This window comes from Methylocystis sp., from assembly GCF_051061285.1.
Classification (GTDB): Bacteria; Pseudomonadota; Alphaproteobacteria; order Rhizobiales; family Beijerinckiaceae; genus Methylocystis.
In genome coordinates this window covers 1-21,556 of sequence record NZ_JBPFEA010000040.1, presented here as the reverse complement: position 1 = coordinate 21,556, position 21,556 = coordinate 1, and the positions used below count along the sequence as shown (strand labels likewise).

Sequence of the window (21,556 nt, the reverse complement as noted above, 5' to 3'; positions counted from 1 at the left end):
TGTGTTCTCGTTGGAGTAACACTGATGTCAAACTGTAATTGCAAGGAGGCTTCTACTATGGCGAATGATCCATCATCCAATCAAGTTCCTGATTTTACGGTCACAGGCTTCGCCGCGCCGGGCGGCGCTTCGGAGTTTCAGGCGCTCCTGCCCAATGTTCTGGCGCTGGGCATAAAGTTCTGCGTGAAAGGAAGCTACAATCAGCAGACGCATCAGCTTTGCGTCGATATTCCCGTGATTGGAACCAAGTGCATCACGATCCCGCTGAGCATTCCGATCAGCGCCAGCATAAAGGTCTGCGGCGAGACATGCGGAAGCTTTATCCCGCATGGCGTGAAGGTTTCAGTGTATATCGACAGTAATCCAACCCCATCTGGTCGGGCGTTATTTGGGGAACCTGCCCCTAACGACCACGCCTGGCGCCTTCGCTCGAAGGTGGAGGCGTCGGGCTCTCTGGCGAATAACACTTTAAACAGTGCGGGATTTTCCGCCCAAGAGTTGATCGTCGGCCGGCGAAATCTCATAGACCGCGCTTGGAGTTCACTCGGCAAGCCCATCGCAAGCGCGAGGCGGGCCCGTATGACAGCGCCGCCCCCCTCCAAACGTCGCTTAAGCCTTACGGCTTGTTAATGCCCCAGCCCTATGATTTGTTGTGCGCCGCACCGCAGCCCCACAAATGGCGAAATTGCAGGCGATAGACCGGGCGTCGCAGCCAAAGCCGCCGCAGAACGCCTGCCGACTCAAGGACAAATCATGAATCCAGCCGAGATCGCCGCGAGCCCTCTCGCCGCTCCCGCCGCCGACATCACGATTTGGAGCATGTTCTGGGGCGCGCATATCGTCGTCAAGATCGTCATGATCGGACTACTCGCCGCCTCGGTGTGGTGCTGGGCGATCATCATCGACAAGACGCTGCTCTTCGCGCGCATGCGCCGCTCGATGGACCGCTTCGAGGAAAACTTCTGGTCGGGCAATTCGCTCGAGGAGCTGTACGGCAAGCTCTCCGAGCGGCCGCAGACCGGCGTGGCGACGCTTTTCGTCGCCGCCATGCGGGAATGGAAGCGCTCCTTCCAGGCGGGCGCCAGCGCCTCCTTCATGGGACTGCAGGCGCGTATCGAGAAGGTGCTCGACGTCTCTATCGCCCGCGAGGTGGAGAAGCTTGAATCCAATCTGCTCGTGCTCGCCACCGTGGCGTCCGCCGGCCCCTTCGTCGGCCTCTTCGGCACCGTGTGGGGCATCATGACGTCGTTCCGCTCGATCGCGGCCTCGAAAAACACCTCGCTCGCCGTCGTCGCGCCCGGCATCGCCGAGGCGCTGCTCGCCACCGCGATCGGTCTTTTCGCCGCCATTCCCGCGCTGATCGCCTACAACAAGATGCAGGGCGACGTCGCCAAGGCGCAGGCGCGGATGGAAAGCTTCGCCGACGAGTTCTCCGCGATCCTGTCGCGGCAGATCGACCAGCACACGGCCTCGTCGAACCGCGATCGCGCGGCGTAAGATGACGATGAGATTTCATGCGCAAAGCTGCGGCGCGAAACCCTCTCCCGTTGGGAGAGGGTGGCCGCGGAGCGGCCGGGTGAGGGGTTTCGAGCCTCTCCGGCAAGCGCGTTTCCCCTCACCCCGGTCCTGCGGACCGACCCTCTCCCCCTGGGAGAGGGTGTACGCCACACCACAAAAGGAGCGCTGAGCATGGGCGCTTCCCTCTCGACCCCGGGACGCAAGGGCGGCAGGCGGCGGCGCGGCGTGCCGCGCTACGGCGCCATGGCCGAAATCAACATGACGCCGTTCATCGACGTCATGCTGGTGCTGCTCATCATCTTCATGGTGGCGGCGCCGCTGCTCGCCACCGGCGTCGCCGTCGATCTTCCGCAGACCAAGGCCGGCGCGCTCAACATCGATCAGAAGCCGGTCTCGATCGCCATCGACGAGAAGGGACAGGTGTTCCTGATGGATCAGCCGGTCGAGACGACGCAGCTGCTCGACAGGCTGAAGGAAGCGGCCAAGCAGGGGTTCGACGAACGCATTTATGTGCGCGGCTCCAAGGCGGTGAACTATGGCCGCGTCGCCGAAGTGATGTCGCTTGTCATAAGCGCCGGCTACAAAAAGGTCGCGCTGGTGACGGAGCAGGAGAAGAAGTGAGCTGAGCGGAAGTGAAAATTTCGCGCTCCGAACCTGGTTTTCCTCTCTCCTCGGCGATCCACGCGGGATTGCTTCTGGCGGCGTTCGTCCTGTTTTCCGACGCCCGGAAATTCGATGATGCGGTGGAGATGGTTCCGGTCGACCTCGTCACCGACAGCGAACTCACGCAGATCATGAAGGGCGAGAAAACCGCGCGCGAGATCAAGCCCACGCCGCGCGTCGACAAGGTCGCGCCGGAAGCGGAGACGAAGCCCGAGCCGCCGCTCGCGCAGGCGAAGAAGGACATTGCGACGCCGCCCCCCTTAGCGCGTCCGCTGCCGCAGCCAACCGCCGACGATGCGCCGCCGACGCCGCCCAAGCGAGTCGCCGCGCTGCCGCCCAAGCCGGAGCCGCCGCCAAAGCCTGTCGAAAAACAGCCCGAGCCGAAACCGGCGGCAAAGCCTAAAGCCGCCGCCCCGGAACCGGAGAAGAAAGAGCCGGAGAAAAAGGAGCCGGACGAGGCGGAAGTCGTGAAGCCAAAGCCGCCCGCCCGCACGAAGCCGGACAACACGGCAAAGGACGCGGCTGCCACGGAGAAACCGAAAGAGCGGCTCAAGATCGACGAGGTGGCGAAGCTCCTCGATCGCAAGAAGCAGCAAGACAAGCCTGAGCCCGAGACATCGATCGGCGAACTCGCCGAAAAGGCTGTCAAGGAGTCGAAGCCGAAGTCGGGCGAAGAGAATGCGCCGAAGTCGAAATTCGACGCCGCCAGCATCTCGAAATTGCTGAGCCGCGAAGCGCCGCAACGCAAGGCCGCGACCGGGCGAGCGACGCAGGCGGCGGCGCTCGGCGCGCCAACGGGAGCAGCCGCAAGGATGTCGGCTTCGATGGAGGCGCGCATCGCCGCCTACATCCACGATCACTATTATCCTTGCTGGGCGTCCGGTCTGTCGCTCGGCGGGCAGACCTACACGCCGATCGTCGAGTTCCATCTTTCGCCGGAAGGCGAACTCGAAGGGCGTCCGAAACTGCTCAACGCCTCGGCGAGCCCGACCGAACACGCCCGCGGCGAGCAGGCGATGCAGGCGGTGCGCCGTTGCAGCCCGATGCGGATACCGCCCGAGTTCATGCCCTATTACGAAGAGGCGCTGCACGAAGTCACCATCCGCTTCCAGGACGCGAATTAGTGAACTGGTTCGTTCGTGGCGAAAGGCTTCACCCCCTCCCCAACCCTCCCCCGCTCTCGCGGGAGAGGGAGCAAACTCTGCGCTTCATCGGCCTCGTGCAAACGCTGATCGTGAGCGTCCCCTCTCCTGCGAGCGAAGCGAAGCGGGGGAGGGACAGGGAGGGGACTGAAAGGCCGCATCCAACAACCTCGTCCATCGCGGCAAAGCGCTACGCTTTCTTCACGCCGATGCTTGAAAGATATCGCCCATGACACGCTGCATCACCCGCCGCGCCGCCGCCGGCCTCCTCGCCGGCGCCGCGCTCGCCCCTTTCCTTCCCGCTTCTCTGGCGCGCGCCGGACGCATCATCGATCTCAAGGGCGGCGGCTTTCAGCCGGTCAATATCGCCGTCCCGCCTTTCGTCGGCGACGACGCCGCGCGCACCGTGACCTCGGTGACGCTCAATAACTTCAAGCGCTCGGTGTTCTTGAATCCGATCGACCCGGGCGCATTGCCAGCAAACGCCGCGCCGCCGGACGCCGCGCCCTATCTCGCCGCCTTCAAGGCGGTGAACGCGCAATTTGTCCTCACGGGTCGTTCCCAACGCGCCGGCGACGGCAGGCTGAAAACGGAGTTCCGACTCTTCGACGTGACGACGGGTGAACAAGTCGCGGGCCAGCAATATGTCACCGAGGCCGCCAATATGCGGCGCGTCGCGCACCTCCTCTCCGACGCGGTTTTTTCCCGCATCACTGGCGAAAAAGGCTTCTTCGACACACGCGTCGTCTTCGTCGACGAAACCGGCTCAAAGGACAGGCGCCGCAAGCGCCTCGCCATGATGGATCAGGACGGCGCGAATGTGCGCTTTTTGACGCGCGGCGATGAACTCGTCGTCACGCCGCGATTTTCGCCCAACTCGCTCGACGTCACCTACATGTCGTTTGGCGCCGACAGCGACCCGAAAGTCCTGTTGATGAATATCGAGAACAGCCAGCGCGAAGTGGTCGGCAATTTTCCGGGCATGACCTTCTCGCCGCGGTTCTCGCCCGACGGACAGAAGATCATCATGTCGCTGGCGCAGGGCTCGACGACCAATCTTTATGCGATGGATCTGCGCTCGCGCACGACGACGCGTCTGACCGACACCTCCGCCATCGACACCGCGCCCTCCTATTCGCCCGATGGCGCGCACATCGTCTTCGAGAGCGACCGCGGCGGGTCGCAGCAGATATATGTCATGGGCGCGCATGGCGGCGAGGCGAAGCGCATTTCATTCGGCGGCGGCCGCTATTCGACTCCCGTCTGGTCGCCGAAGGGCGACTACATCGCCTTCACCAAGCAGAGCGGCGGCAATTTCGCGATCGGCGTCATGAAGATCGACGGCTCCGGCGAGCGCATTCTTACCGAGGGCTTTCACAATGAAGGGCCGACCTGGGCGCCCAACGGTCTCTTCCTGATGTTCTTTCGCGACTCCTCCGGCGGCGGCGGACCAAAAATCTATATGGTCGACGTTTTCGGCCGTTCGGAGACTCAGGTGCCGACGCCAGGCTATGCGAGCGATCCCGCCTGGGGACCGCTGCAGGATTGAGGCGGCAGGCCACGAGAACCTGCGGAGGATGAGCGGTAAACGCAAATGCTCCGCCAGCGCTTGCGGCTGCAAAAACTAGCCTTTCATGATCGAGCCTACCATCCGGATCGCAAATCCGCTGACGATCCCGATAACAAGCGCATATCCAACAAACAATCCGGCGCCGAAAACCGTCCCCAAACGACTGAAATTGATAAGCAAGTTCGCGCCATCGAAAATAGCGTCGGACATTCTCGGCAAAAAGTACGTGAGGTAAGCGGCGGAAACCTTCGCGAAAAAACTCGAGATGATGTCGTCGCCCCAGAAGCGGTTCGAAGCACAATAAGCAGACGCTTCACCTCTCCCACATGAATCTTCAGTTTCGGGAGCCTTGAAGGTCCTGCTGACGCCTTTTACGACATCCGCCACCAAAATTTCGTGAGCGGAGTTGTCGGGTGTGGCGCCGCCTTTTATGATGCCTATGACCCTATGCGCATCGACGTCTTCGAAGGTTGGATCGACGAGGATGCGCGTTATCTCCGCGTTGTAGTCGCATCCGCGATTCATGAGGAAAGTTGCGTAATCGCGCGGATCAATCCGTCCAGAAAACAGATCGTCTTTTGTATTGCAGACGACTCCATAGGGAACATATCCTCCGAACGCGATTCCGTAGCCGACGACATACGGCGCGGCGATGAGCCCGCCAATAATCAACGCCAGCCAGCCTGCGCCCGCAATCAGCGATTCGCTTCGGGAAACTTCTTTCGCCATGGGCCGCCTCCAGGCAGCAACAACACCAAATGTTATTCACAACCCCATGCTGGCATTATATCGCATGTTGGCTTTATCTCCCAAGCGAACGCCTCCTGTCGACAACCGCGATCTTGCTTCAAATGACCAAACCCGTCCGTCTGGAAGAAAGCTGGCGCAAACATCTCGCTGCGGAATTCGACCAGCCCTATTTCCGCGAGCTGCGGGAATTTGTTCGCGGCGAATATGTCGCGGGCCGGATCTATCCGCCGGCGTCGCAGATTTTTCGCGCCTTCGACGAGTGTCCATTCGACACGGTGAAAGCCGTCATTCTGGGGCAAGACCCCTATCACGGCGCCGGCCAGGCCTGCGGCCTTTGCTTCGCCGTCGGCGCGACGACGCCGCCGCCGCCCTCGCTCCAGAACATCTTCAAGGAAATCGAAGCCGATCTCGGCCGTCCGGTTTCGCGCGATCCCGATCTTTCACGCTGGGCGCGCCAGGGCGTGCTGCTCCTCAACGCCACGCTCACCGTGCGCGAGAACGCCGCCGGCTCGCACCAGAACAAGGGCTGGGAGCAATTCACCGACGCCGCCATTCACGCGCTATCGCGCGAACGCGAAGCCGTCGTCTTCATGCTGTGGGGCGCCTATGCCCGGCGCAAGGGCGCCGGGATCGATCGGCGCAAACATCTCGTGCTCGAATGCGCGCATCCGTCGCCGCTTTCGGCCAACAATGGCTTCTTCGGCTGCAAGCATTTCTCGAAGGCGAACGATTACCTGATCGCACACGGTGAAACGCCGATCGATTGGTGAGACTTATACGTCGTGCGCGAGTCCTTCGCCTTCGGCGGACACCTCATCGTCTCGCCGCCGCTTCATGAATCTTGAGCAGCTCTTCGTCGGTCTGCGCGACGCGCGCAAAGCATGGACGCGACGTCACGCGCTCGACATAGGCGGAGATTTGCTCGGTTTCGGGAACAAGGCCGAAGCCGACCGTCCACCGCAAGGCAGCGCCCCAAAGAATGTCGGCGGCGGTGAAGCGCTCGCCGAAGAGATAGGGGCCAGCCGCCAATTGCGCGTTGATCAGCGCCATGACGCCATCGAAATCGCCGTAGGGACTTCTGCTCGCAGGCGCCGGCTCGCGCTTCATCGAACGATCAACGATCGCAGGCTCGAACGCCGAACCGTAGAACACGAGCCAGCGCAGATAAGGCCCGCGCAAGGCGTCGCCAATAGCCGGCGCGAGATCTTTCTGTGGAAAAGCGTCGGCAAGATAGATGAAAATCGCGCCGAGCTCGGTCACGAGCGCGCCATTGTGAACGATGGCCGGCACTTTTCCGAGCGGATTGACGGCGAAATATTCCGGCTTGCGTTGTTCGCCGAGCTGGAAATTCAACACGCGCAGATCGTAAGGAACATCGAGTTCCTCAAGCAGGGTCAACACGCCCGAGGCGCGCGTGCGCGGCGCGTAATACAAGATCAGATTATCATCGTTCATTGGCGCTCTTTGCGTGAAGATTAGGGCACAAACAACAGAAAAATATATGTCGCGAAAACGACGAGATGCACCAGCCCGGTCATGAGATTCGTGCGGCCGGCGCCGAAGCTTACAACGCTGAGCAGCAATGTCAGCAGTAGCAAGACGGTGTCGCGTTTTTCGAGACCGAAGACGATCTCCCGGTTCGTCGCGACGCTCAGCAGCGCCACGGCGGGAACGGTAAGCCCGATCGTCGCGACGACAGAGCCGAGCGCGCCATTGAGACTTGTCTGAAGCGCGTTGCGCGTCGCCGCGCGGATCGAGTTCAGCGATTCGGGGAGCAGGACCAACATCGCCACGGCCGCGCCAGTCACCCGGTTCACGTCGTCGACGCCTCCCCAGCGAAGCGCCTCTTCAAGACCGGGAATGACGCGCTCCGCGAGAAGCGAGACGCCAAGCAGGCTGGCGCCCAGTCCCACAACCGCGAATATCGTCACCGCGCGCGAAGGCTTCGCCTCGCCGTGGCCCACGGCGGCGACATGCACGTCAATAAAGTAGGACCGATGCCGCACCGTCTGAATGAAGAGAAACGCGCCATAGAGCAGCACCGACAGAACGCTGACGAAAATGAGCTGAATTGTAGACAGAGTAGGTCCGTAGCTCGACGTCGTATAATCGGGCAGAATGAGCGTAAGAACGGAAAGAGCGATCAGGATGGCCAGATAGGCGCTCGTCGCCATCGGCTGGAGTTCCTGCTCGTGGTGACGGAAGCCGCCGAGCAGAAGGCAGAGGCCGACAAGGCCGTTGCAAACGATGATGATCGCGGAGAAAACCGCCTCGCGCGCTTCTGTCGGGTCCTCTTCGCCATATTCGACCATCGAGGCCATGATCGCGACCTCGATAATTGTCACGGCGATCGTGAGCACAAGCGTCCCATAGGGTTCGCCCGTCTTGGCCCCGAGAATTTCGGCGTGCTGCAAGGCGGCGAAGACGGCCCCGATCAACGAGACCGCCGCAAGGGTCGGCGGAACGAAATCGATGGACGCCGGAATTTGCAAGATCCAGCGCTCGCCGAACAGAAAAACGCCGGCCAGCCCCAGCGCCAGCGCCGGAAACAGGACCGCGCCAACGGTGATCCTTGCCGCCTGCATGCCGTCCCCTGATCGTCGCAGCCCAAGCTTTGCAGGACTGTGGCCAGACGGACAGGCGGGCGCAAGGCGGCGCTCCAGGGAAATGCGCGCGGGCTCGAGGTTCTACACAGCTCTTTGGTCCGGCCGGTCGCCTCTCGCGACTCTTTCCATCGCGGCCGGCGGCGAATAGATCTAGGTGAATGACTGCTCACGCAAATCCGCGCGATCTTCCCCCCGAGGAAGACGACGTCTTTGACGCGCCCGACGCCACGGCCGAGGCAGAGGCGGAGCCGTGCGATACGGGAGCCGAGACGCCCGAGACGCCCGAAAGCGTCAAGCGCGGCGTCGACGTCATCAAGAAGCATTGGCGGCACGCGCCGAACGGACCCGGCGTCTATCGCATGATCGCCGAAAGTGGCGAGGTGCTCTACGTCGGCAAGGCAAAAAACGTGCGCAAGCGCGTCGCGAGCTATACGCGCCTCGCAGGTCATGTGAACCGCATTGCGCGGATGATCTCGGCGACGACGACGATGGTGTTCATCTCGGTCGAGACCGAAACCGACGCGCTGCTCTTGGAAGCCAATCTCATCAAGCAGATGAAGCCGCGCTTCAACGTGCTGATGCGCGACGACAAGTCCTTCCCTTATATTCTGATCGCCATGGATCACACTGCGCCGCAGATCCTGAAGCACCGGGGCGCCCGCGCGCGAAAAGGAGACTATTTTGGTCCCTTCGCCAGCGTCTGGGCGGTCAATCGGGCGCTGAATGCGCTGGAGCGCGCCTTTCTTCTGCGGTCCTGCACGCAGAGCTTCTATGACAATCGCACGCGTCCATGCCTGCTCTATCAGATCAAACGCTGTTCGGGCCCATGCACCGGCGAAATCTCCACGGAAGACTACGCCGAGCTCGTGCGAGAGGCGCGGGATTTCCTCTCTGGCAAAAGTCGCAACGTCCGCGAACAGCTGGCGCGCGAAATGACCGAAGCTTCCGAGCGGCTGGAATTCGAGCGCGCGGCGCGGCTGCGCGACCGAATTTCGGCCCTCTCAGCCGTTCAAGGCGCGCAGGGGATCAATCCGCGCAGCGTCGAGGAAGCCGACGTCTTCGCCATCGCCAAGGACGCCGGACGCTTCTGTGTCGAAGCGTTCTTCTTTCGCGCCTATCAGAACTGGGGCAATCGCTCCTACTTCCCCCGCGCCGACGCGACGCTGTCCGAGGCGGAAGTCCTCGACGCCTTTCTCGCGCAGTTCTATCAGGAGCACCCTTCGGCGCGCTGCGTCTTTCTCTCCCATCCGATCGAGGACAGCGCGCTGCTTGAAGAAGTGTTGACCGCGCGGCTTGGCCGCCGCGTCGAAGTGCTCGCGCCGCAGCGCGGCGAGAAGCGCGAACTCGTGGACCACGCGCTTCAGAATGCGCGGCAGGCGCTCGGGCGCAAGCTCGCCGAGGACGCAAGCCAGCAGCGCCTGCTCGCGGCGCTTGGCCAGGCTTTTGGTCTGGCCGCCACGCCGCGCCGTATCGAAGTCTACGACAATTCCCACATCGGCGGCGCGCAGGCGATCGGCGCGATGATCGTCGCGGGCCCCGCCGGATTCATGAAAGCCCACTACCGCACGTTCAACATCAGAAGCGCGGGGATCACGCCGGGGGACGACTTCGGCATGATGCGCGAGGTGCTGACGCGACGGTTCGCGCGGCTCGCAAAGGAAGGCGAAAAGGACCAGGAGTGCGATGCCTTTCCAGCAAAGCCGGATCTCATCCTGATCGACGGCGGACGCGGCCAATTCGACGTCGCGCGGGACGTGTTACGCGAGCTAGGAGTCGAAGACGTGGCGATCGCGTCGATCGCCAAGGGCGCCGACCGCAACGCCGGGCGCGAAACATTCTTCGTCGAAGGTCGCGAGCCGTTTCGCCTGCCGCCGCACGATCCGGCGCTCTACTTTGTGCAGCGCCTGCGCGACGAAGCGCATCGCTTCGCGATCGGCACGCATCGCGCACGGCGCAAGAAGGAATTCATCAAGAATCCACTCGACGAGATCGCCGGCGTCGGACCGTCGCGCAAACGCGCGCTGCTCCTGGCGTTTGGGTCGGCGAAGGCTGTCTCGAAAGCCGCGCTTTCGGATCTGGAGAAGGTCCCCGGCGTCAACAAGACGACGGCGCGGCTCGTCTATGAGCATTTTCAGCGCGAGTAGCGCCGGTCGAAGCCAGTGAACAGCGCGCTACTGACCGCCGCAGGAGACGTCGCCTTCTTCGCAGGTGAGCTGATGCTGCAACCGTTTCGTCTGCTGCTCGGTCACATCCGCGAGACATTGCGCCACGACCATGCTGTGAATGCTGCCGTCGATCGTCCCCAGAGTCTCGAAGGCGCATTGCGCATCCCGGTAGGCGATCCAGGATTTTTGCGCCTCCCGTAATTTTGACTGCCCCGCCGCGCTGATCTTTTTCAGCAATTTGGCGTAGACGGCGTTGAGTTTCGCGTCGGCCTGTTTGAAATTCTCTCCCGCGCACAGATTGAGGTCAGTCTGAGAGCCGCGACCGTCGCAGTCCTTCGCCCAGCTCGTCGAATGCGCCAGAACGACAAAAGCCGCGCAGATGGCGGCGGCGCGCCGTAAAGGAAAGCTTCTCATCGACGGATTCACTCCCTTGCGCCATCGCCATTCCCGGTCGGCACGCTATCATGGCTTGGCATGCGAAAATTTTTTCGGCACCTTTATGACGCCTATCTCAAGTTTAACCGCGACGATGGTTGGGCGATCGCGAGCTATATTGCGCTATCCATCCTGACCTCGCTCTTTCCGTTCCTCATCTTTCTGACGGCGCTTGCGGGCTTTTTCGGCCTGCGGGGCGAAGCGGAAGCCGCGAGAAAACTCCTCTTCGAAACATGGCCGGCGAGCGTGGCCGGGCCGATTTCGGACCAAATCCGCAATGTGCTGACGCAGCCGCGCGGCGGACTGCTGACCCTGGGCGCGGTCTTCGCCATCTATTTCGCCTCGAGCGGAGTCGAGGCGCTTCGCGTCGCCCTGAACCGCGCCTATGACGTCAAGGAAACGCGCTCCTGGTGGCTCTCACGTCTGGAATCAATTCTTTACGTCTTCCTCGGCGCGGCGGCGCTTCTCGCCGTCGCCATTCTGCTGGTGCTGGGGCCGCTCGCATGGACGATTGCGGAACGATATGCGCCGCTCATCGCCCAAGATCTCGAGCCGCTCTTCCAACCTGTGCGCTATGGCGTCACCACCGGCCTATTGGCGATTGCGCTTTTCGCGGCTCACAAGTTCTTGCCTGCGGAACGGCGCAGCTTCAAGGTCATCGCGCCCGGCATCGCGCTGACGCTCATCGCATCGCTCGCGCTCGGCGTCGGCTTCGGCGCCTATCTTGCGCGATACGCCAGCAGCTATATTTCGATGTACGCCGGCCTCGCCTCCATCGTCATCGCCATCGTTTTTCTGCAAATGCTGGCGGCGATCTTCATTTATGGCGCCGAGCTCAATCAGACAGTCGTGGCGGGCGGCAAGAACCCGAAGAACCGGGCTTAAGCGCACCTTAACCGAGATTTTTTACGCTGCCCGCATCCGCGCGCCGTTGGCGGCGCTGCGATCAAGCGAGGCTTCTCTTCATATGCGCAGCCATGCAAGGGGCCATTTTACCGAGCAGCTTCGCGAGTTTGCGGCGCGCAGGCTGGCGGAAATCCTGGGCGCCGCCTTGCTCGTAAGCGCCGGCGCGCTGACACTGGCGCTCGTCAGCTGGTCCGCCCGCGATCCTTCGCTCAACCACGCGACCTCGGGCCACGTCCGCAACCTGCTCGGCGGACCGGGCGCGATCGTCTCCGATCTGTTGATGCAACTCGTCGGCTTCGGGGCGATCGCCGCCATCGTGCCGATCGCGACCCAGGGATTGCGTCTCATGAGACGTCGCCGGATCGGCCGCGTGATGCTGCGCGTCGGACTCTGTGTCCTCGGCGTTTTCGCAACCGCCGCGACCGCGTCGCTTCTGCCCGCGACCGAGCGCTGGCCGCTGCCCACCGGCCTCGGCGGCGTCGCCGGCGACGCCATCCTTACTGTTCCGCGGTTGATCTTCGCCGGCTCGGGCGTCCTGACCGCGCTCTTCGGCGTCGGCGCCGCTCTCGTCGCGATCCTCGCCGTGACCGGCGCAGCCGGGCTGGGCTTCGAATCCGAAGCGGATATGCGCAGCCGGTCCTCTGAAGATGACGCGAAGATTCGACCGGGCGCCGACGATGACGACGACGCCGGCGGCGAGCCTGGCGTCGCGTTGATCTCGCTCGGCGCGCTCATTCATCTTGGACTGGCGTCGAAAGCCTGGATGCTGCGCGCCGCCGCAAAGTTCAGACGTCGCGCCACGACGACGGACCGGCCGCCGCCGCCGCGCTATCCGCGCGTCGAGCCGACCTTCGAGGACCTGGACCTTTACCCTGCCTTTCCGCCAACGCAGCCCCGCGATCTCGACGAGGAGCCCTATGCGCCCGCGGCCGCTCCGCCCGCGCCCCGCAGGACGCGCGCGCCCGCCCGCGCCGCGCAGCCCCGCTTCAATACGCGCTATGAGACGCCGCCCCTGGCCCTTCTCGCCGAGCCGAAGAAACAACCGAGCGGCGTCAAGCTCCCGCAAGAGGCGCTCGAACACAACGCGCGGCTGCTTGAGGGCGTGCTCGAGGATTTTTCCGTCAAGGGCGACATCATCAACGTCCGCCCCGGGCCCGTGGTCACGCTCTATGAGCTGGAGCCGGCGCCCGGCATCAAGAGTTCGCGGGTCATCGGCCTCGCCGACGACATCGCCCGCTCGATGTCCGCCATCTCCGCCCGCGTCGCCGTCGTGTCAGGGCGCAACGCCATCGGCATCGAACTGCCGAACCAGCGTCGGGAGATGGTCTATCTGCGCGAACTCATCGCCTGCGAGGATTTTACCCGCTCCAACCACAAGCTCGCCATCGCGCTGGGCAAGACGATCGGCGGCGAGCCGGTGATCGTCGATCTCGCCCGGATGCCGCATCTTTTGGTCGCCGGCACCACCGGCTCCGGCAAGTCGGTCGCGATCAACACGATGATCCTGTCGCTGCTCTATCGGCTGAAGCCCGAAGAGTGCCGGCTCATCATGGTCGATCCGAAGATGCTGGAGCTCTCCGTCTACGACAACATTCCGCATCTGCTGACGCCCGTCGTCACCGACCCGAAAAAGGCGGTCGTGGCGCTCAAATGGGCGGTGCGCGAGATGGAGGATCGCTACAAGAAAATGTCGAAGCTCGGCGTACGCAACATCGACGGCTACAACGCCCGCGTCGCCGACGCGCAGGCCAAAGGCGAGACGATCACCCGCACGGTGCAGACCGGTTTCGACCGCGAGACCGGCGAGGCGATCTTCGAGCATGAGGAGATGACGCTCTCCGCGCTCCCTTATATCGTCGTGATCGTCGACGAGATGGCGGATCTCATGCTCGTCGCGGGCAAGGACATCGAGGGCGCGATTCAGAGATTGGCGCAGATGGCGCGCGCCGCCGGCATTCATCTGATCATGGCGACGCAGCGTCCCTCCGTCGACGTCATCACCGGCACGATCAAGGCGAATTTCCCGACGCGCATCTCCTTCCAGGTGACCTCCAAGATCGACAGCCGCACGATTCTGGGCGAACAGGGCGCCGAGCAGCTGCTCGGCCAGGGCGACATGCTCTACATGGCGGGCGGCGGCCGCATCTCGCGCGTGCATGGGCCTTTCGTGTCCGACCACGAAGTCGAGGACATCGTCGCCCATGTGAAGACGCAAGGCGCGCCGCAATATCTCGACGCCATCACCGTCGAGGATGATGCTGGCGAAGACGGCGAAGCGCCCCTGCCCGGCTCGATGGACGCCGAGGAAGGCGGCGACCTTTACGACCGCGCCGTCAATATCGTGCTGCGCGACAAGAAGTGCTCGACGAGCTACATCCAGCGCCGGCTCTCGGTCGGCTACAACAAGGCCGCTTCGCTCGTCGAACGCATGGAGCAGGAAGGCGTCGTCTCAGCGCCTAACCACGCCGGAAAGCGCGAAATTCTCGTCGGCGGCGGCGTCGATCGCGGCGCCTTCGACATCGAGGCGGCGGAGTAAGGCTTCGCCCCCATTTCCGCCAACTTATGCTAGGAAGACGGCGACAGCTTTCCAGAATCGGAACCCGCCGTGAAATACGTTCATTTTGCCGCCCTGCTCGCCGCGCTTTCATTCGCCGTCCCGGCCGCCGCTGCGAATATCGCGCGCACCCCGCGGCCGTCGCAGGGGAGTGCTCCGGCGGCGATGGAGAGTAAAGCAGCGGAGGCGAAGCCAGCCGAAGTCAATCCCGCGCAGGCAACGTCCAAATCGGCTGAGGTCAAGCCTGCTGAAGAGAAGGGCGCCGACGCTAAGCCCGTGACGGCCAAGCCCGGCGAGGCGAAGCCTGCAGATTCCCCATCAGCCGGGAAGAAGGGCGCCAAGCCATCAGCGCAGGGACCCGCCTCTGCCGCCGTCACGATCGCGCCTGCGCCCGCGCCGGAGCCGGAGAAGCCGCTCACCCGCGCTGAGGCGGTTAAGCGCGCCAACGCCTTTTTCAACGCCTCGCCGGTGATGACCGCCGATTTCGTGCAGATCGGCGGCGACGGCAAACGTTCGGAAGGCAAGCTTCACGTGCAGCGCGCCGGCCGCGTTCGCTTCGAATACGCCCAGCCGGCGACGATGGAGGTCGTCGCCGATGGCGCGCAGGTCGCGGTGCGCGACCGCAAGCTCAACACGCAGGATCTCTACTTCATCACCCAGACGCCGCTCAAATTCCTGATGAAGGATAAGATCGACCTCGAAAAGGACGTCACCCTCGAGGATGTGAAGATCGATGATTCCGGCGTCACCATCGCTATCGAGGACAAGGCGACCTTCGGCGGCACGTCCCACGTGCGTCTGATCTTCGACCCCAAGACCTTCAAATTGAAGCAGTGGCAGGTGAAGGACCCACAAGGCTATGAGACTTTGATCTCGGTCTTCAATATCGACCAGGCGAAAGTGCCGGATCCGACGCTGTTCAAGATCAACAAATAAGCCGTTGCCGTCGGCGAATTCGATTTCGACCGCGATCCCCTATCTGGCGCTGGCGCTGGGTTTGCTCTGCGCCACGGGCGGCGGCGAGCTGTTCGTGCGCGGCACAGTCGGGATCGCCCGCGTCGCCCGCATCGCGCCAAGCATCATCGCCGCGACCGTCGCCGCTTTCGCCACATCAAGCCCGGAATTGACCGTCGCCATCCAGTCGGCGCTGGCGGGAGAGCCGGAAATCTCCTTGGGCGACGCGCTCGGCAGCAATGTCGCCAATTTGGCGCTGATCTTCGGCGTCGCGTTGCTGTTCGGGCCGCTCGCCATTATCCGCGCCCAGGTGACGCGGAATTTTGCCGTCGCCGTTGCGGCGCCTGTGGCGCTCAGCATCATGCTGATCGATGGATCACTGTCTCGTCTGGAGGCCGCGATCCTCATGGGCGGCTTCGCGCTATGGTTCGCGAGTGTCATGCTGGAGGCGCGCGAGCAGCGGCGCGCGGCGCCAGCCCCGCTGGAGACGTCTTCCGGCTTCTTGCGCGCTCTGTTCGAAACCTCAATCGGGCTCGCGCTGCTGATCGCCGCCGGAAGTCTCATTGTCTTTGGGGCGAGCAAGATCGCTCAGCGATTTGGCTTGAGCGATTTCATCGTCGGCGCGACTCTGGTCGCGGTGGGCACCTCGACGCCCGAGCTCGCCACTGCGCTGATGGCGCGCATTCGCCGACAAGACGACGTCGGCTTTGGCGCCCTACTCGGAAGCAATATCTTCAACGGGCTGTTCATCATCGGGGTGGCCGGCGCCATTACGCCGATCCAAACATCCGAATTGGAGGCGGCGCCGGCTCTCATCGCCGGCTTGATCGCGCTCGCGCTGGTTTATCCGCCGCGCAGCGGCGTCTACCGTCCGTGGCGCGGCGTGGCGCTGCTCGCCGTCTACGCGGCCTATCTCGCGGCGGTGATCGGCTTTGGGCGTTAAGCCGCCTTCTTCTTTGGCGCCAGCAGTTTGCGGTTCAACAGCGTTTCGGCGATCTGAATGGCGTTGAGCGCCGCGCCCTTGCGCAGATTGTCGGAAACGCACCACAGAACCAGCCCGTTATCGACGGTCGGGTCGGTACGAATGCGCGAGACATAGGTGGCGTCTTCGCCGGCCGCTTCATGCGGCGTGATGTAGCCGCCGGCTTCGGGCTTATCGATCACCAGCACGCCCGGCGCCGCGCGCAAAATGTTACGCGCCTCGTCCGCCGAGATCGGCTTTTCGAATTCGATGTTCACCGCTTCCGAATGGCCGATGAAGACCGGCACGCGCACGCAGGTGGCGACAAGCTTGATCTTGGGGTCGAGAATCTTCTTTGTCTCCGCGACCATCTTCCACTCTTCCTTGGTGAAGCCGTCCTCCATGAAGACGTCGATCTGCGGAATCAAATTGAAGGCGATGCGCTTGGGAAATTTCTTCGCTTCGACGGGGTTGGCGACGAACACCGAACGGGTCTGCGCGAAGAGTTCGTCCATGCCCTCCTTGCCCGCGCCGGAGACCGACTGATAGGTCGAGACGACGACGCGCTTGATCGTCGCGGCGTCGTGCAAAGGCTTCAGCGCGACGACGAGCTGCGCCGTCGAGCAGTTCGGATTGGCGATGATGTTCTTTTTGGAAAATCCCGCCGCCGCGCCGGCGTTCACCTCCGGCACAACCAACGGCACGTCAGGGTCCATGCGCCAGGCCGAAGAATTGTCGATGACGACGCAGCCCTGCGCGCCGATCCTGGGCGCCCATTCCTTCGCGACCGAGCCGCCCGCCGACATGAGACAGATGTCGACGTCGGAGAAATCATAGGAGTCGAGCGCCTTGCACTTCAGCGTCCTGTCGCCGAAGGAGACTTCCGTGCCGATCGAACGCGATGACGCCAGCGCAACGACTTCCGAAACCGGGAAGCGGCGCTCGGCGAGAATATCGAGCATCTCGCGGCCTACGTTGCCCGTAGCGCCGACGACCGCGACCTTATACGCCATGTTCAAACTCCAACCGACGAACGCCGGCGCCTGAGATTTTTAGAATGGGAGGCCGACGGACATATTGCCCGAGGGCGACACGCCAATGGGCAATCCGCCCTTCGGCAGGCTCGCCGCCTCGCCTTCCTTCTCCTTCTGCTTTCCACCGGGCGGCGCCTTGCCGGGCGACCAGCCTTCAAGCTCGCCGAACTGGCGGTCGCCGGCGCCTCCCTGCTGCTGCTGGCCGGCGCCGGCGCGCGGGGACTGCTGCGCCTTCGCTCTCTTGGCTTTCGGCTGCGCCGTTACGGACCCCGAGGCGTCCAGCGCTCCGGGATCGACCTGAAGCTGCTGCGCCGAGGCGACCTGGGGCCCGGCCGCGATCAGGAAAGCGGCGCAAAGGAGCGGGCCGAAAGAAAGACGAGCGCAGGTCGACATGGCGCAAATCTCCGTGAACATTTGACCCCCTCCTAAACCGGCGGCGCGGCGGGATCAAGGCGGGCCAGCCCGGCAGTTTGTCCTGGTCCTGGTCGCCCTAATTAACTTCCGCGGGAATCAGGCAGCTTGAGGCACGCGATGAACGTCTCAGTCCTTCTCACCGTCCTAACGCTTGCCAGCGCCGTCTCGATCATCGTGCTGATCCTTCTCGGGTTGCGCATGGCGCTTCAAACGCCCCCATGGACGGCGCGCGACCGTGACAAGGTGCTGATCGCCTTCGCGATCGCGCTCATCGGCTGGTTCCTGGCGGCGACCGTCTCAGCGTGGCTCGGCGCTTATCACGCAGCCCCAGGCACAATGCCTACGATCCAATACGCGCTTTTTACGCCGATTATCATCGGCGCGTGGCTGATCTGGCGATCGCCGACAGTCAGCCTGATCATCGACGCGATACCTCAGCAATGGCTCGTGGGCGTTCAAGTCTTTCGTGTGCTCGGCGGAATTTTCTTGGTCCTCTATGCAATGGGCAAGATGCCCGGCGTATTCGCCTGGCCCGCAGGAGTCGGCGACCTGCTCGTCGGCGTTCTTGCTGGGGTCATTGCGGCCGCCTATGCGCGCGCGCCGCGCGTGTATCCAGATCTGGTCATGTGGTGGAACATCCTCGGCCTCACAGACCTCATCATCGCCGTCGCAACCGGCATAGCCAGTTCGCCATCAAGGATTCAGGTCACGGCGTTCGACCAGCCGAACGTGCTGATCACCATATTCCCCCTCGTGCTCGTTCCCGCTTTCCTTGTTCCGTTGTGGATATTGTTGCATATCGCGTCGCTGACGAAATTGCGCCGGCGCGCCGCGACCGCCGATAAGCCTCACGGCGCGGCGATCTCGCACATGTGACCGCCGCTTACGCTTCGTCCTGGGCGATGGCCATGTTTTTGAGTTCCGCGATCGCCTTCGCCGGCGACAGGGACTTCGGGCAGACCTGGGTGCAATTCATGATCGTGTGGCAGCGGTAGAGGCGGAAAACATCGTCCACATAGGAGACGCGATCCGTCGTCGCTTCATCGCGCGAGTCCTGCACCCAACGGAACGCCTGCAGCAGCGCCGCGGGGCCCAGGAAACGATCGGCGTTCCACCAATAGCTTGGACAGGCGGTCGAGCAGCAGGCGCACAGGATGCATTCGTAGAGCCCGTCGAGCTTGGCGCGCTGTTCCGGCGACTGCAGCCGCTCCGTCTCTGGGGCGGGTCCGGCCTGCAGCCAGGGCTGGATCGCGGCGTATTGCTCATAGAAGATCGTCAGATCGGGCACGAGATCCTTGACCACCGCCATATGCGGCAGCGGATAGATTTTGATCACGCCGTCGATCTCATCCATGCCCTTGGTGCAGGCGAGCGTGTTCAGACCGCCGATATTCATCGAACACGAGCCGCAAATGCCCTCGCGGCAGGAGCGACGAAAAGTCAAAGTCGGATCGATCTTGTTCTTGATCCAGATCAGCGCGTCGAGAACCATCGGTCCGCAGTCGTCAACGTCGATGAAATAGGTGTCGAGGCGCGGATTGGCGCCGTCGTCAGGGTCCCATCGATAGATGCGCAATTCGCGCAGGCGCTCGGCCCCTTCGGGCCTGGGCCACGTCTTGCCTTCGTCGACGACAGAGTTCTTGGGGAGGGCGAATTCGACCATCTTAATACACCCGCGCCTTCGGCTCGACGTAAGCGACCTCATTGGTCATCGTGTAGCTGTGCACCGGGCGATAATCGATTGAGGTGGTTTTCCTCTCGCGGTCGATCGTCGCCAGCGTATGTTTCATCCAGTTCTTGTCGTCGCGGTTCGGGAAATCCTCGCGCGCATGCGCGCCGCGCGACTCGGTGCGATTGGCGGCGCTCTCCATCGTCGTGACCGCCTGAACGATCAGGTTGTCGAATTCCAGCGTCTCGATCAGATCGGAGTTCCAGGTCAGCGAGCGATCGGCGACCTTGACGTCGGCGCCGTCGCGCCAGACGGCGTTGATCTGTTCGACGCCTTCGGCGAGGACCTCGCCGGTGCGATAGACGGCGCAGTGCGACTGCATCGTGCGCTGCATCCTGTCGCGCAAGGCCGCGGTGGGCGCGGAGCCATTGGCGTTGCGGAAAAAATCGAGCCGCGACAGCGCGAGATCGGCCGAACCCGCAGGGAGTTCCGGCTGCGCATCGTTCGGCTTGATGAGTTCGGCGGCGCGCAGCGCCGCGGCGCGTCCAAAGACGACGAGATCAATAAGCGAGTTGGAGCCCAGTCGATTGGCGCCATGCACCGAGACGCAGGCCCCTTCGCCGAGCGCCATCAGGCCCGGAACCACCTCGTCGGGATTGCCGTTACGCTTGCGCAGCGCCTCGCCGTGAAAATTCGTCGGTATGCCGCCCATGTTGTAATGCGCGGTCGGTATGATCGGAATCGGCTGGCGCGTGACGTCGACGCCGGCGAAAACCATCGAGCTTTCGGAAATGCCCGGCAGGCGCTCATGCAGGATCGCCGGATCAAGATGCTCGAGATGCAGATAGGCGTGATCCCTCTCCTTGCCGACGCCCCTGCCCTCGCGCACCTCCATCGTGATCGCGCGCGAGACCATGTCGCGCGGCGCGAGATCCTTCACTGAGGGCGCGTAGCGCTCCATGAAGCGCTCGCCTTCGCTGTTCGTCAGATAGCCGCCCTCGCCGCGCGCGCCTTCGGTGATCAGGCAGCCCGCGCCATAGATCCCCGTCGGATGAAACTGCACGAACTCCATGTCCTGCAGCGGCAGCCCGGCGCGCAGCACCATGGCGTTGCCGTCGCCCGTGCAGGTGTGAGCGGAAGTGGCCGAGAGATAGATGCGGCCATAGCCGCCGGTCGCGAGCACGGTGAGCGCGGCGCGAAAACGGTGAATTGTCCCGTCATCGATCTTCAGGCACACGACGCCCCGGCAGGCGCCGTCCTGATCCATGATGAGATCGAGCGCGAAAAATTCGACGAAGAATTTCGTGTCGAGCTTCAGCGCCTGTCCGTACATCGTATGGAGCATCGCGTGGCCGGTGCGATCGGCCGCCGCGCAGGTGCGCTGCGCCGGCGGGCCCTTGCCGAAGTCCGTCGTCATCCCGCCGAACGGACGCTGATAGATCGTGCCTTCGCTCGTGCGCGAGAAGGGAACCCCCCAATGCTCCAGCTCATAAACGGCGGGCGGGGCGTTGCGGCACATATATTCGATGGCGTCCTGGTCGCCGAGCCAGTCGGAACCCTTAACCGTGTCATACATGTGCCAACGCCAGTCGTCGGGGCCCATATTGCCGAGCGCGGCTGCGATGCCGCCTTGCGCCGACACGGTATGCGAGCGGGTGGGAAAGACCTTGGTAATGCAGGCTGTCCTCAGGCCGACCTCGCTGCAGCCGACCACGGCGCGCAAGCCCGAGCCGCCTGCGCCGACTACCACCACGTCATAGGCGTGGTCGGTGATGGGATAGGCGCGGCCATTGATCTTCGGCACGTTGTGCGGCGTTGCGTCTTGGGGGGTGGCGTCTTGCGGCATGAACTCTCAGCTTCCGAAACTGATCTTCAAGATGGCGACGATGGAGGCGAGGCCAACGCCTGCGGCGAAGAAGGTCGCGAGCAATATGGCGATCATTTTGGCGCCGCCGTGCACGTAATCCTCGATGATCTCTTTCAACCCAATGCGCATATGGATCGCGGCTGAAATGATGAGGGCGAGAAATGCAAGCGCAACCAGCGGACGAGCGATGAACACGCGCATCGTCCCGTAATCGGCGCCGATATGGGTGACGAGGGCGAGGATGAGGAAAATCACCAGCGGGATATTGGCGATGGCCGTGACCCTCTGCCGCCAGAAGGTCTCGGTGCCGCTGCGGGTAGAACCGAGCCCGCGCACGCGCTTGAGAGC

21 protein-coding genes are annotated in these 21,556 nt (G+C 63.2%); 12 read left to right on the top strand and 9 right to left on the bottom strand.

All coding sequences use genetic code 11. The features are described from left to right. Positions 1-57 precede the first annotated feature (57 nt). The 5 genes from ACR65T_RS14140 (at position 58) to tolB (ending at position 4,872) form a co-directional block, all read left to right on the top strand. Positions 58-630, top strand: coding sequence for a hypothetical protein (locus tag ACR65T_RS14140; RefSeq protein ID WP_434497077.1), 573 nt, complete (start codon positions 58-60; stop codon positions 628-630). Between the two features lie 123 nt (positions 631-753). After that, complete coding sequence (gene tolQ, locus ACR65T_RS14135) at positions 754-1,497, top strand: protein TolQ (protein ID WP_434497076.1); 744 nt, start codon at positions 754-756, stop codon at positions 1,495-1,497. Between the two features lie 192 nt (positions 1,498-1,689). After that, on the top strand, positions 1,690-2,139 hold the full coding sequence (locus tag ACR65T_RS14130; protein ID WP_434497075.1) for an ExbD/TolR family protein: 450 nt from the start codon (positions 1,690-1,692) through the stop codon (positions 2,137-2,139). Between the two features lie 11 nt (positions 2,140-2,150). Continuing rightward, positions 2,151-3,305, top strand: a complete 1,155-nt coding sequence (locus ACR65T_RS14125) for a cell envelope biogenesis protein TolA (protein ID WP_434497074.1) — start codon at positions 2,151-2,153, stop codon at positions 3,303-3,305. A gap of 247 nt (positions 3,306-3,552) precedes the next feature. Beyond that, positions 3,553-4,872: a Tol-Pal system beta propeller repeat protein TolB gene (gene tolB, locus ACR65T_RS14120; protein ID WP_434497073.1), complete on the top strand. Its 1,320-nt coding sequence runs from the start codon at positions 3,553-3,555 to the stop codon at positions 4,870-4,872. A 75-nt stretch (positions 4,873-4,947) separates the two neighbouring features. On the opposite strand, the gene ACR65T_RS14115 is transcribed toward tolB, so the two are convergent. After that, positions 4,948-5,622: a hypothetical protein gene (locus tag ACR65T_RS14115; protein WP_434497072.1), complete on the bottom strand. Its 675-nt coding sequence runs from the start codon at positions 5,620-5,622 to the stop codon at positions 4,948-4,950. A gap of 122 nt (positions 5,623-5,744) precedes the next feature. On the opposite strand from ACR65T_RS14115, the gene ung reads away from it, so the two are divergent. Beyond that, on the top strand, positions 5,745-6,413 hold the full coding sequence (gene ung, locus ACR65T_RS14110; protein WP_434497071.1) for a uracil-DNA glycosylase: 669 nt from the start codon (positions 5,745-5,747) through the stop codon (positions 6,411-6,413). Positions 6,414-6,456: 43 nt separating this feature from the next. Here ung and ACR65T_RS14105 read toward each other — a convergent pair whose 3' ends face one another. After that, positions 6,457-7,098 (bottom strand): glutathione S-transferase family protein, encoded by a 642-nt coding sequence (locus ACR65T_RS14105; protein ID WP_434497070.1) that lies wholly within the window; start codon positions 7,096-7,098, stop codon positions 6,457-6,459. Positions 7,099-7,118: 20 nt separating this feature from the next. Continuing rightward, the gene (locus tag ACR65T_RS14100; protein WP_434497069.1) at positions 7,119-8,228 is read right to left on the bottom strand and encodes a calcium:proton antiporter; all 1,110 of its coding nucleotides are present in this window, start codon (positions 8,226-8,228) and stop codon (positions 7,119-7,121) included. Between the two features lie 179 nt (positions 8,229-8,407). On the opposite strand from ACR65T_RS14100, the gene uvrC reads away from it, so the two are divergent. Then, positions 8,408-10,393, top strand: coding sequence for an excinuclease ABC subunit UvrC (gene uvrC, locus ACR65T_RS14095; RefSeq protein ID WP_434497068.1), 1,986 nt, complete (start codon positions 8,408-8,410; stop codon positions 10,391-10,393). Between the two features lie 27 nt (positions 10,394-10,420). Here the strand turns inward: uvrC and ACR65T_RS14090 are convergent, their stop codons facing one another. Beyond that, on the bottom strand, positions 10,421-10,828 hold the full coding sequence (locus ACR65T_RS14090) for a lysozyme inhibitor LprI family protein (RefSeq protein ID WP_434497067.1): 408 nt from the start codon (positions 10,826-10,828) through the stop codon (positions 10,421-10,423). Between the two features lie 60 nt (positions 10,829-10,888). On the opposite strand from ACR65T_RS14090, the gene ACR65T_RS14085 reads away from it, so the two are divergent. The 4 genes from ACR65T_RS14085 to ACR65T_RS14070 all read left to right on the top strand — a co-directional run bounded on the left by ACR65T_RS14085 (position 10,889) and on the right by ACR65T_RS14070 (position 16,206). Continuing rightward, entirely contained in the window at positions 10,889-11,734 is an 846-nt protein-coding gene (locus ACR65T_RS14085) for a YihY/virulence factor BrkB family protein (protein WP_434497066.1), read from the top strand. An 82-nt stretch (positions 11,735-11,816) separates the two neighbouring features. Continuing rightward, a complete protein-coding gene (locus ACR65T_RS14080; protein ID WP_434497065.1) occupies positions 11,817-14,291 on the top strand; it encodes a DNA translocase FtsK in 2,475 nt (824 codons plus the stop codon). Between the two features lie 69 nt (positions 14,292-14,360). Continuing rightward, positions 14,361-15,245 (top strand): outer-membrane lipoprotein carrier protein LolA, encoded by an 885-nt coding sequence (locus tag ACR65T_RS14075; RefSeq protein ID WP_434497064.1) that lies wholly within the window; start codon positions 14,361-14,363, stop codon positions 15,243-15,245. Between the two features lie 4 nt (positions 15,246-15,249). Further along, positions 15,250-16,206, top strand: a complete 957-nt coding sequence (locus ACR65T_RS14070) for a sodium:calcium antiporter (protein ID WP_434497063.1) — start codon at positions 15,250-15,252, stop codon at positions 16,204-16,206. Here ACR65T_RS14070 and ACR65T_RS14065 read toward each other — a convergent pair. Continuing rightward, positions 16,203-17,237, bottom strand: a complete 1,035-nt coding sequence (locus ACR65T_RS14065; protein ID WP_434497062.1) for an aspartate-semialdehyde dehydrogenase — start codon at positions 17,235-17,237, stop codon at positions 16,203-16,205. The two genes, ACR65T_RS14070 and ACR65T_RS14065, sit on opposite strands and share 4 nt — an antisense overlap. Positions 17,238-17,276: 39 nt before the next feature. Beyond that, the gene (locus tag ACR65T_RS14060) at positions 17,277-17,672 is read right to left on the bottom strand and encodes a hypothetical protein (protein WP_434497061.1); all 396 of its coding nucleotides are present in this window, start codon (positions 17,670-17,672) and stop codon (positions 17,277-17,279) included. A gap of 117 nt (positions 17,673-17,789) precedes the next feature. Between ACR65T_RS14060 and ACR65T_RS14055 the strand changes: the two genes are divergently transcribed. Then, positions 17,790-18,548 (top strand): hypothetical protein, encoded by a 759-nt coding sequence (locus ACR65T_RS14055; protein WP_434497059.1) that lies wholly within the window; start codon positions 17,790-17,792, stop codon positions 18,546-18,548. A 7-nt stretch (positions 18,549-18,555) separates the two neighbouring features. On the opposite strand, the gene ACR65T_RS14050 is transcribed toward ACR65T_RS14055, so the two are convergent. From ACR65T_RS14050 to sdhD, 3 genes are all read right to left on the bottom strand, one after another. Beyond that, positions 18,556-19,335: a succinate dehydrogenase iron-sulfur subunit gene (locus tag ACR65T_RS14050; RefSeq protein ID WP_434497058.1), complete on the bottom strand. Its 780-nt coding sequence runs from the start codon at positions 19,333-19,335 to the stop codon at positions 18,556-18,558. 1 nt (position 19,336) lies between these two features. Next, positions 19,337-21,187, bottom strand: coding sequence for a succinate dehydrogenase flavoprotein subunit (gene sdhA / locus ACR65T_RS14045; protein WP_434497057.1), 1,851 nt, complete (start codon positions 21,185-21,187; stop codon positions 19,337-19,339). A 6-nt stretch (positions 21,188-21,193) separates the two neighbouring features. Beyond that, the coding region (gene sdhD, locus ACR65T_RS14040) for a succinate dehydrogenase, hydrophobic membrane anchor protein (RefSeq protein WP_434497056.1) at positions 21,194-21,556 on the bottom strand (363 nt) is incomplete at its 5' end.

What these genes read in the sequence shown, in the direction of transcription:
- ACR65T_RS14140 (WP_434497077.1), top strand. Translation starts at nt 58, where the DNA reads ATGGCGAATGATCCATCATCCAATCAAGTTCCTGATTTTACGGTCACA.
- tolQ (WP_434497076.1), top strand. Translation starts at nt 754, where the DNA reads ATGAATCCAGCCGAGATCGCCGCGAGCCCTCTCGCCGCTCCCGCCGCC.
- ACR65T_RS14130 (WP_434497075.1), top strand. Translation starts at nt 1,690, where the DNA reads ATGGGCGCTTCCCTCTCGACCCCGGGACGCAAGGGCGGCAGGCGGCGG.
- tolB (WP_434497073.1), top strand. Translation starts at nt 3,553, where the DNA reads ATGACACGCTGCATCACCCGCCGCGCCGCCGCCGGCCTCCTCGCCGGC.
- ACR65T_RS14115 (WP_434497072.1), bottom strand. Translation starts at nt 5,622, where the DNA reads ATGGCGAAAGAAGTTTCCCGAAGCGAATCGCTGATTGCGGGCGCAGGC.
- ung (WP_434497071.1), top strand. Translation starts at nt 5,745, where the DNA reads ATGACCAAACCCGTCCGTCTGGAAGAAAGCTGGCGCAAACATCTCGCT.
- ACR65T_RS14105 (WP_434497070.1), bottom strand. Translation starts at nt 7,098, where the DNA reads ATGAACGATGATAATCTGATCTTGTATTACGCGCCGCGCACGCGCGCC.
- ACR65T_RS14100 (WP_434497069.1), bottom strand. Translation starts at nt 8,228, where the DNA reads ATGCAGGCGGCAAGGATCACCGTTGGCGCGGTCCTGTTTCCGGCGCTG.
- uvrC (WP_434497068.1), top strand. Translation starts at nt 8,408, where the DNA reads ATGACTGCTCACGCAAATCCGCGCGATCTTCCCCCCGAGGAAGACGAC.
- ACR65T_RS14090 (WP_434497067.1), bottom strand. Translation starts at nt 10,828, where the DNA reads ATGAGAAGCTTTCCTTTACGGCGCGCCGCCGCCATCTGCGCGGCTTTT.
- ACR65T_RS14085 (WP_434497066.1), top strand. Translation starts at nt 10,889, where the DNA reads ATGCGAAAATTTTTTCGGCACCTTTATGACGCCTATCTCAAGTTTAAC.
- ACR65T_RS14080 (WP_434497065.1), top strand. Translation starts at nt 11,817, where the DNA reads ATGCGCAGCCATGCAAGGGGCCATTTTACCGAGCAGCTTCGCGAGTTT.
- ACR65T_RS14065 (WP_434497062.1), bottom strand. Translation starts at nt 17,237, where the DNA reads ATGGCGTATAAGGTCGCGGTCGTCGGCGCTACGGGCAACGTAGGCCGC.
- ACR65T_RS14060 (WP_434497061.1), bottom strand. Translation starts at nt 17,672, where the DNA reads ATGTTCACGGAGATTTGCGCCATGTCGACCTGCGCTCGTCTTTCTTTC.
- ACR65T_RS14055 (WP_434497059.1), top strand. Translation starts at nt 17,790, where the DNA reads ATGAACGTCTCAGTCCTTCTCACCGTCCTAACGCTTGCCAGCGCCGTC.
- ACR65T_RS14050 (WP_434497058.1), bottom strand. Translation starts at nt 19,335, where the DNA reads ATGGTCGAATTCGCCCTCCCCAAGAACTCTGTCGTCGACGAAGGCAAG.
- sdhA (WP_434497057.1), bottom strand. Translation starts at nt 21,187, where the DNA reads ATGCCGCAAGACGCCACCCCCCAAGACGCAACGCCGCACAACGTGCCG.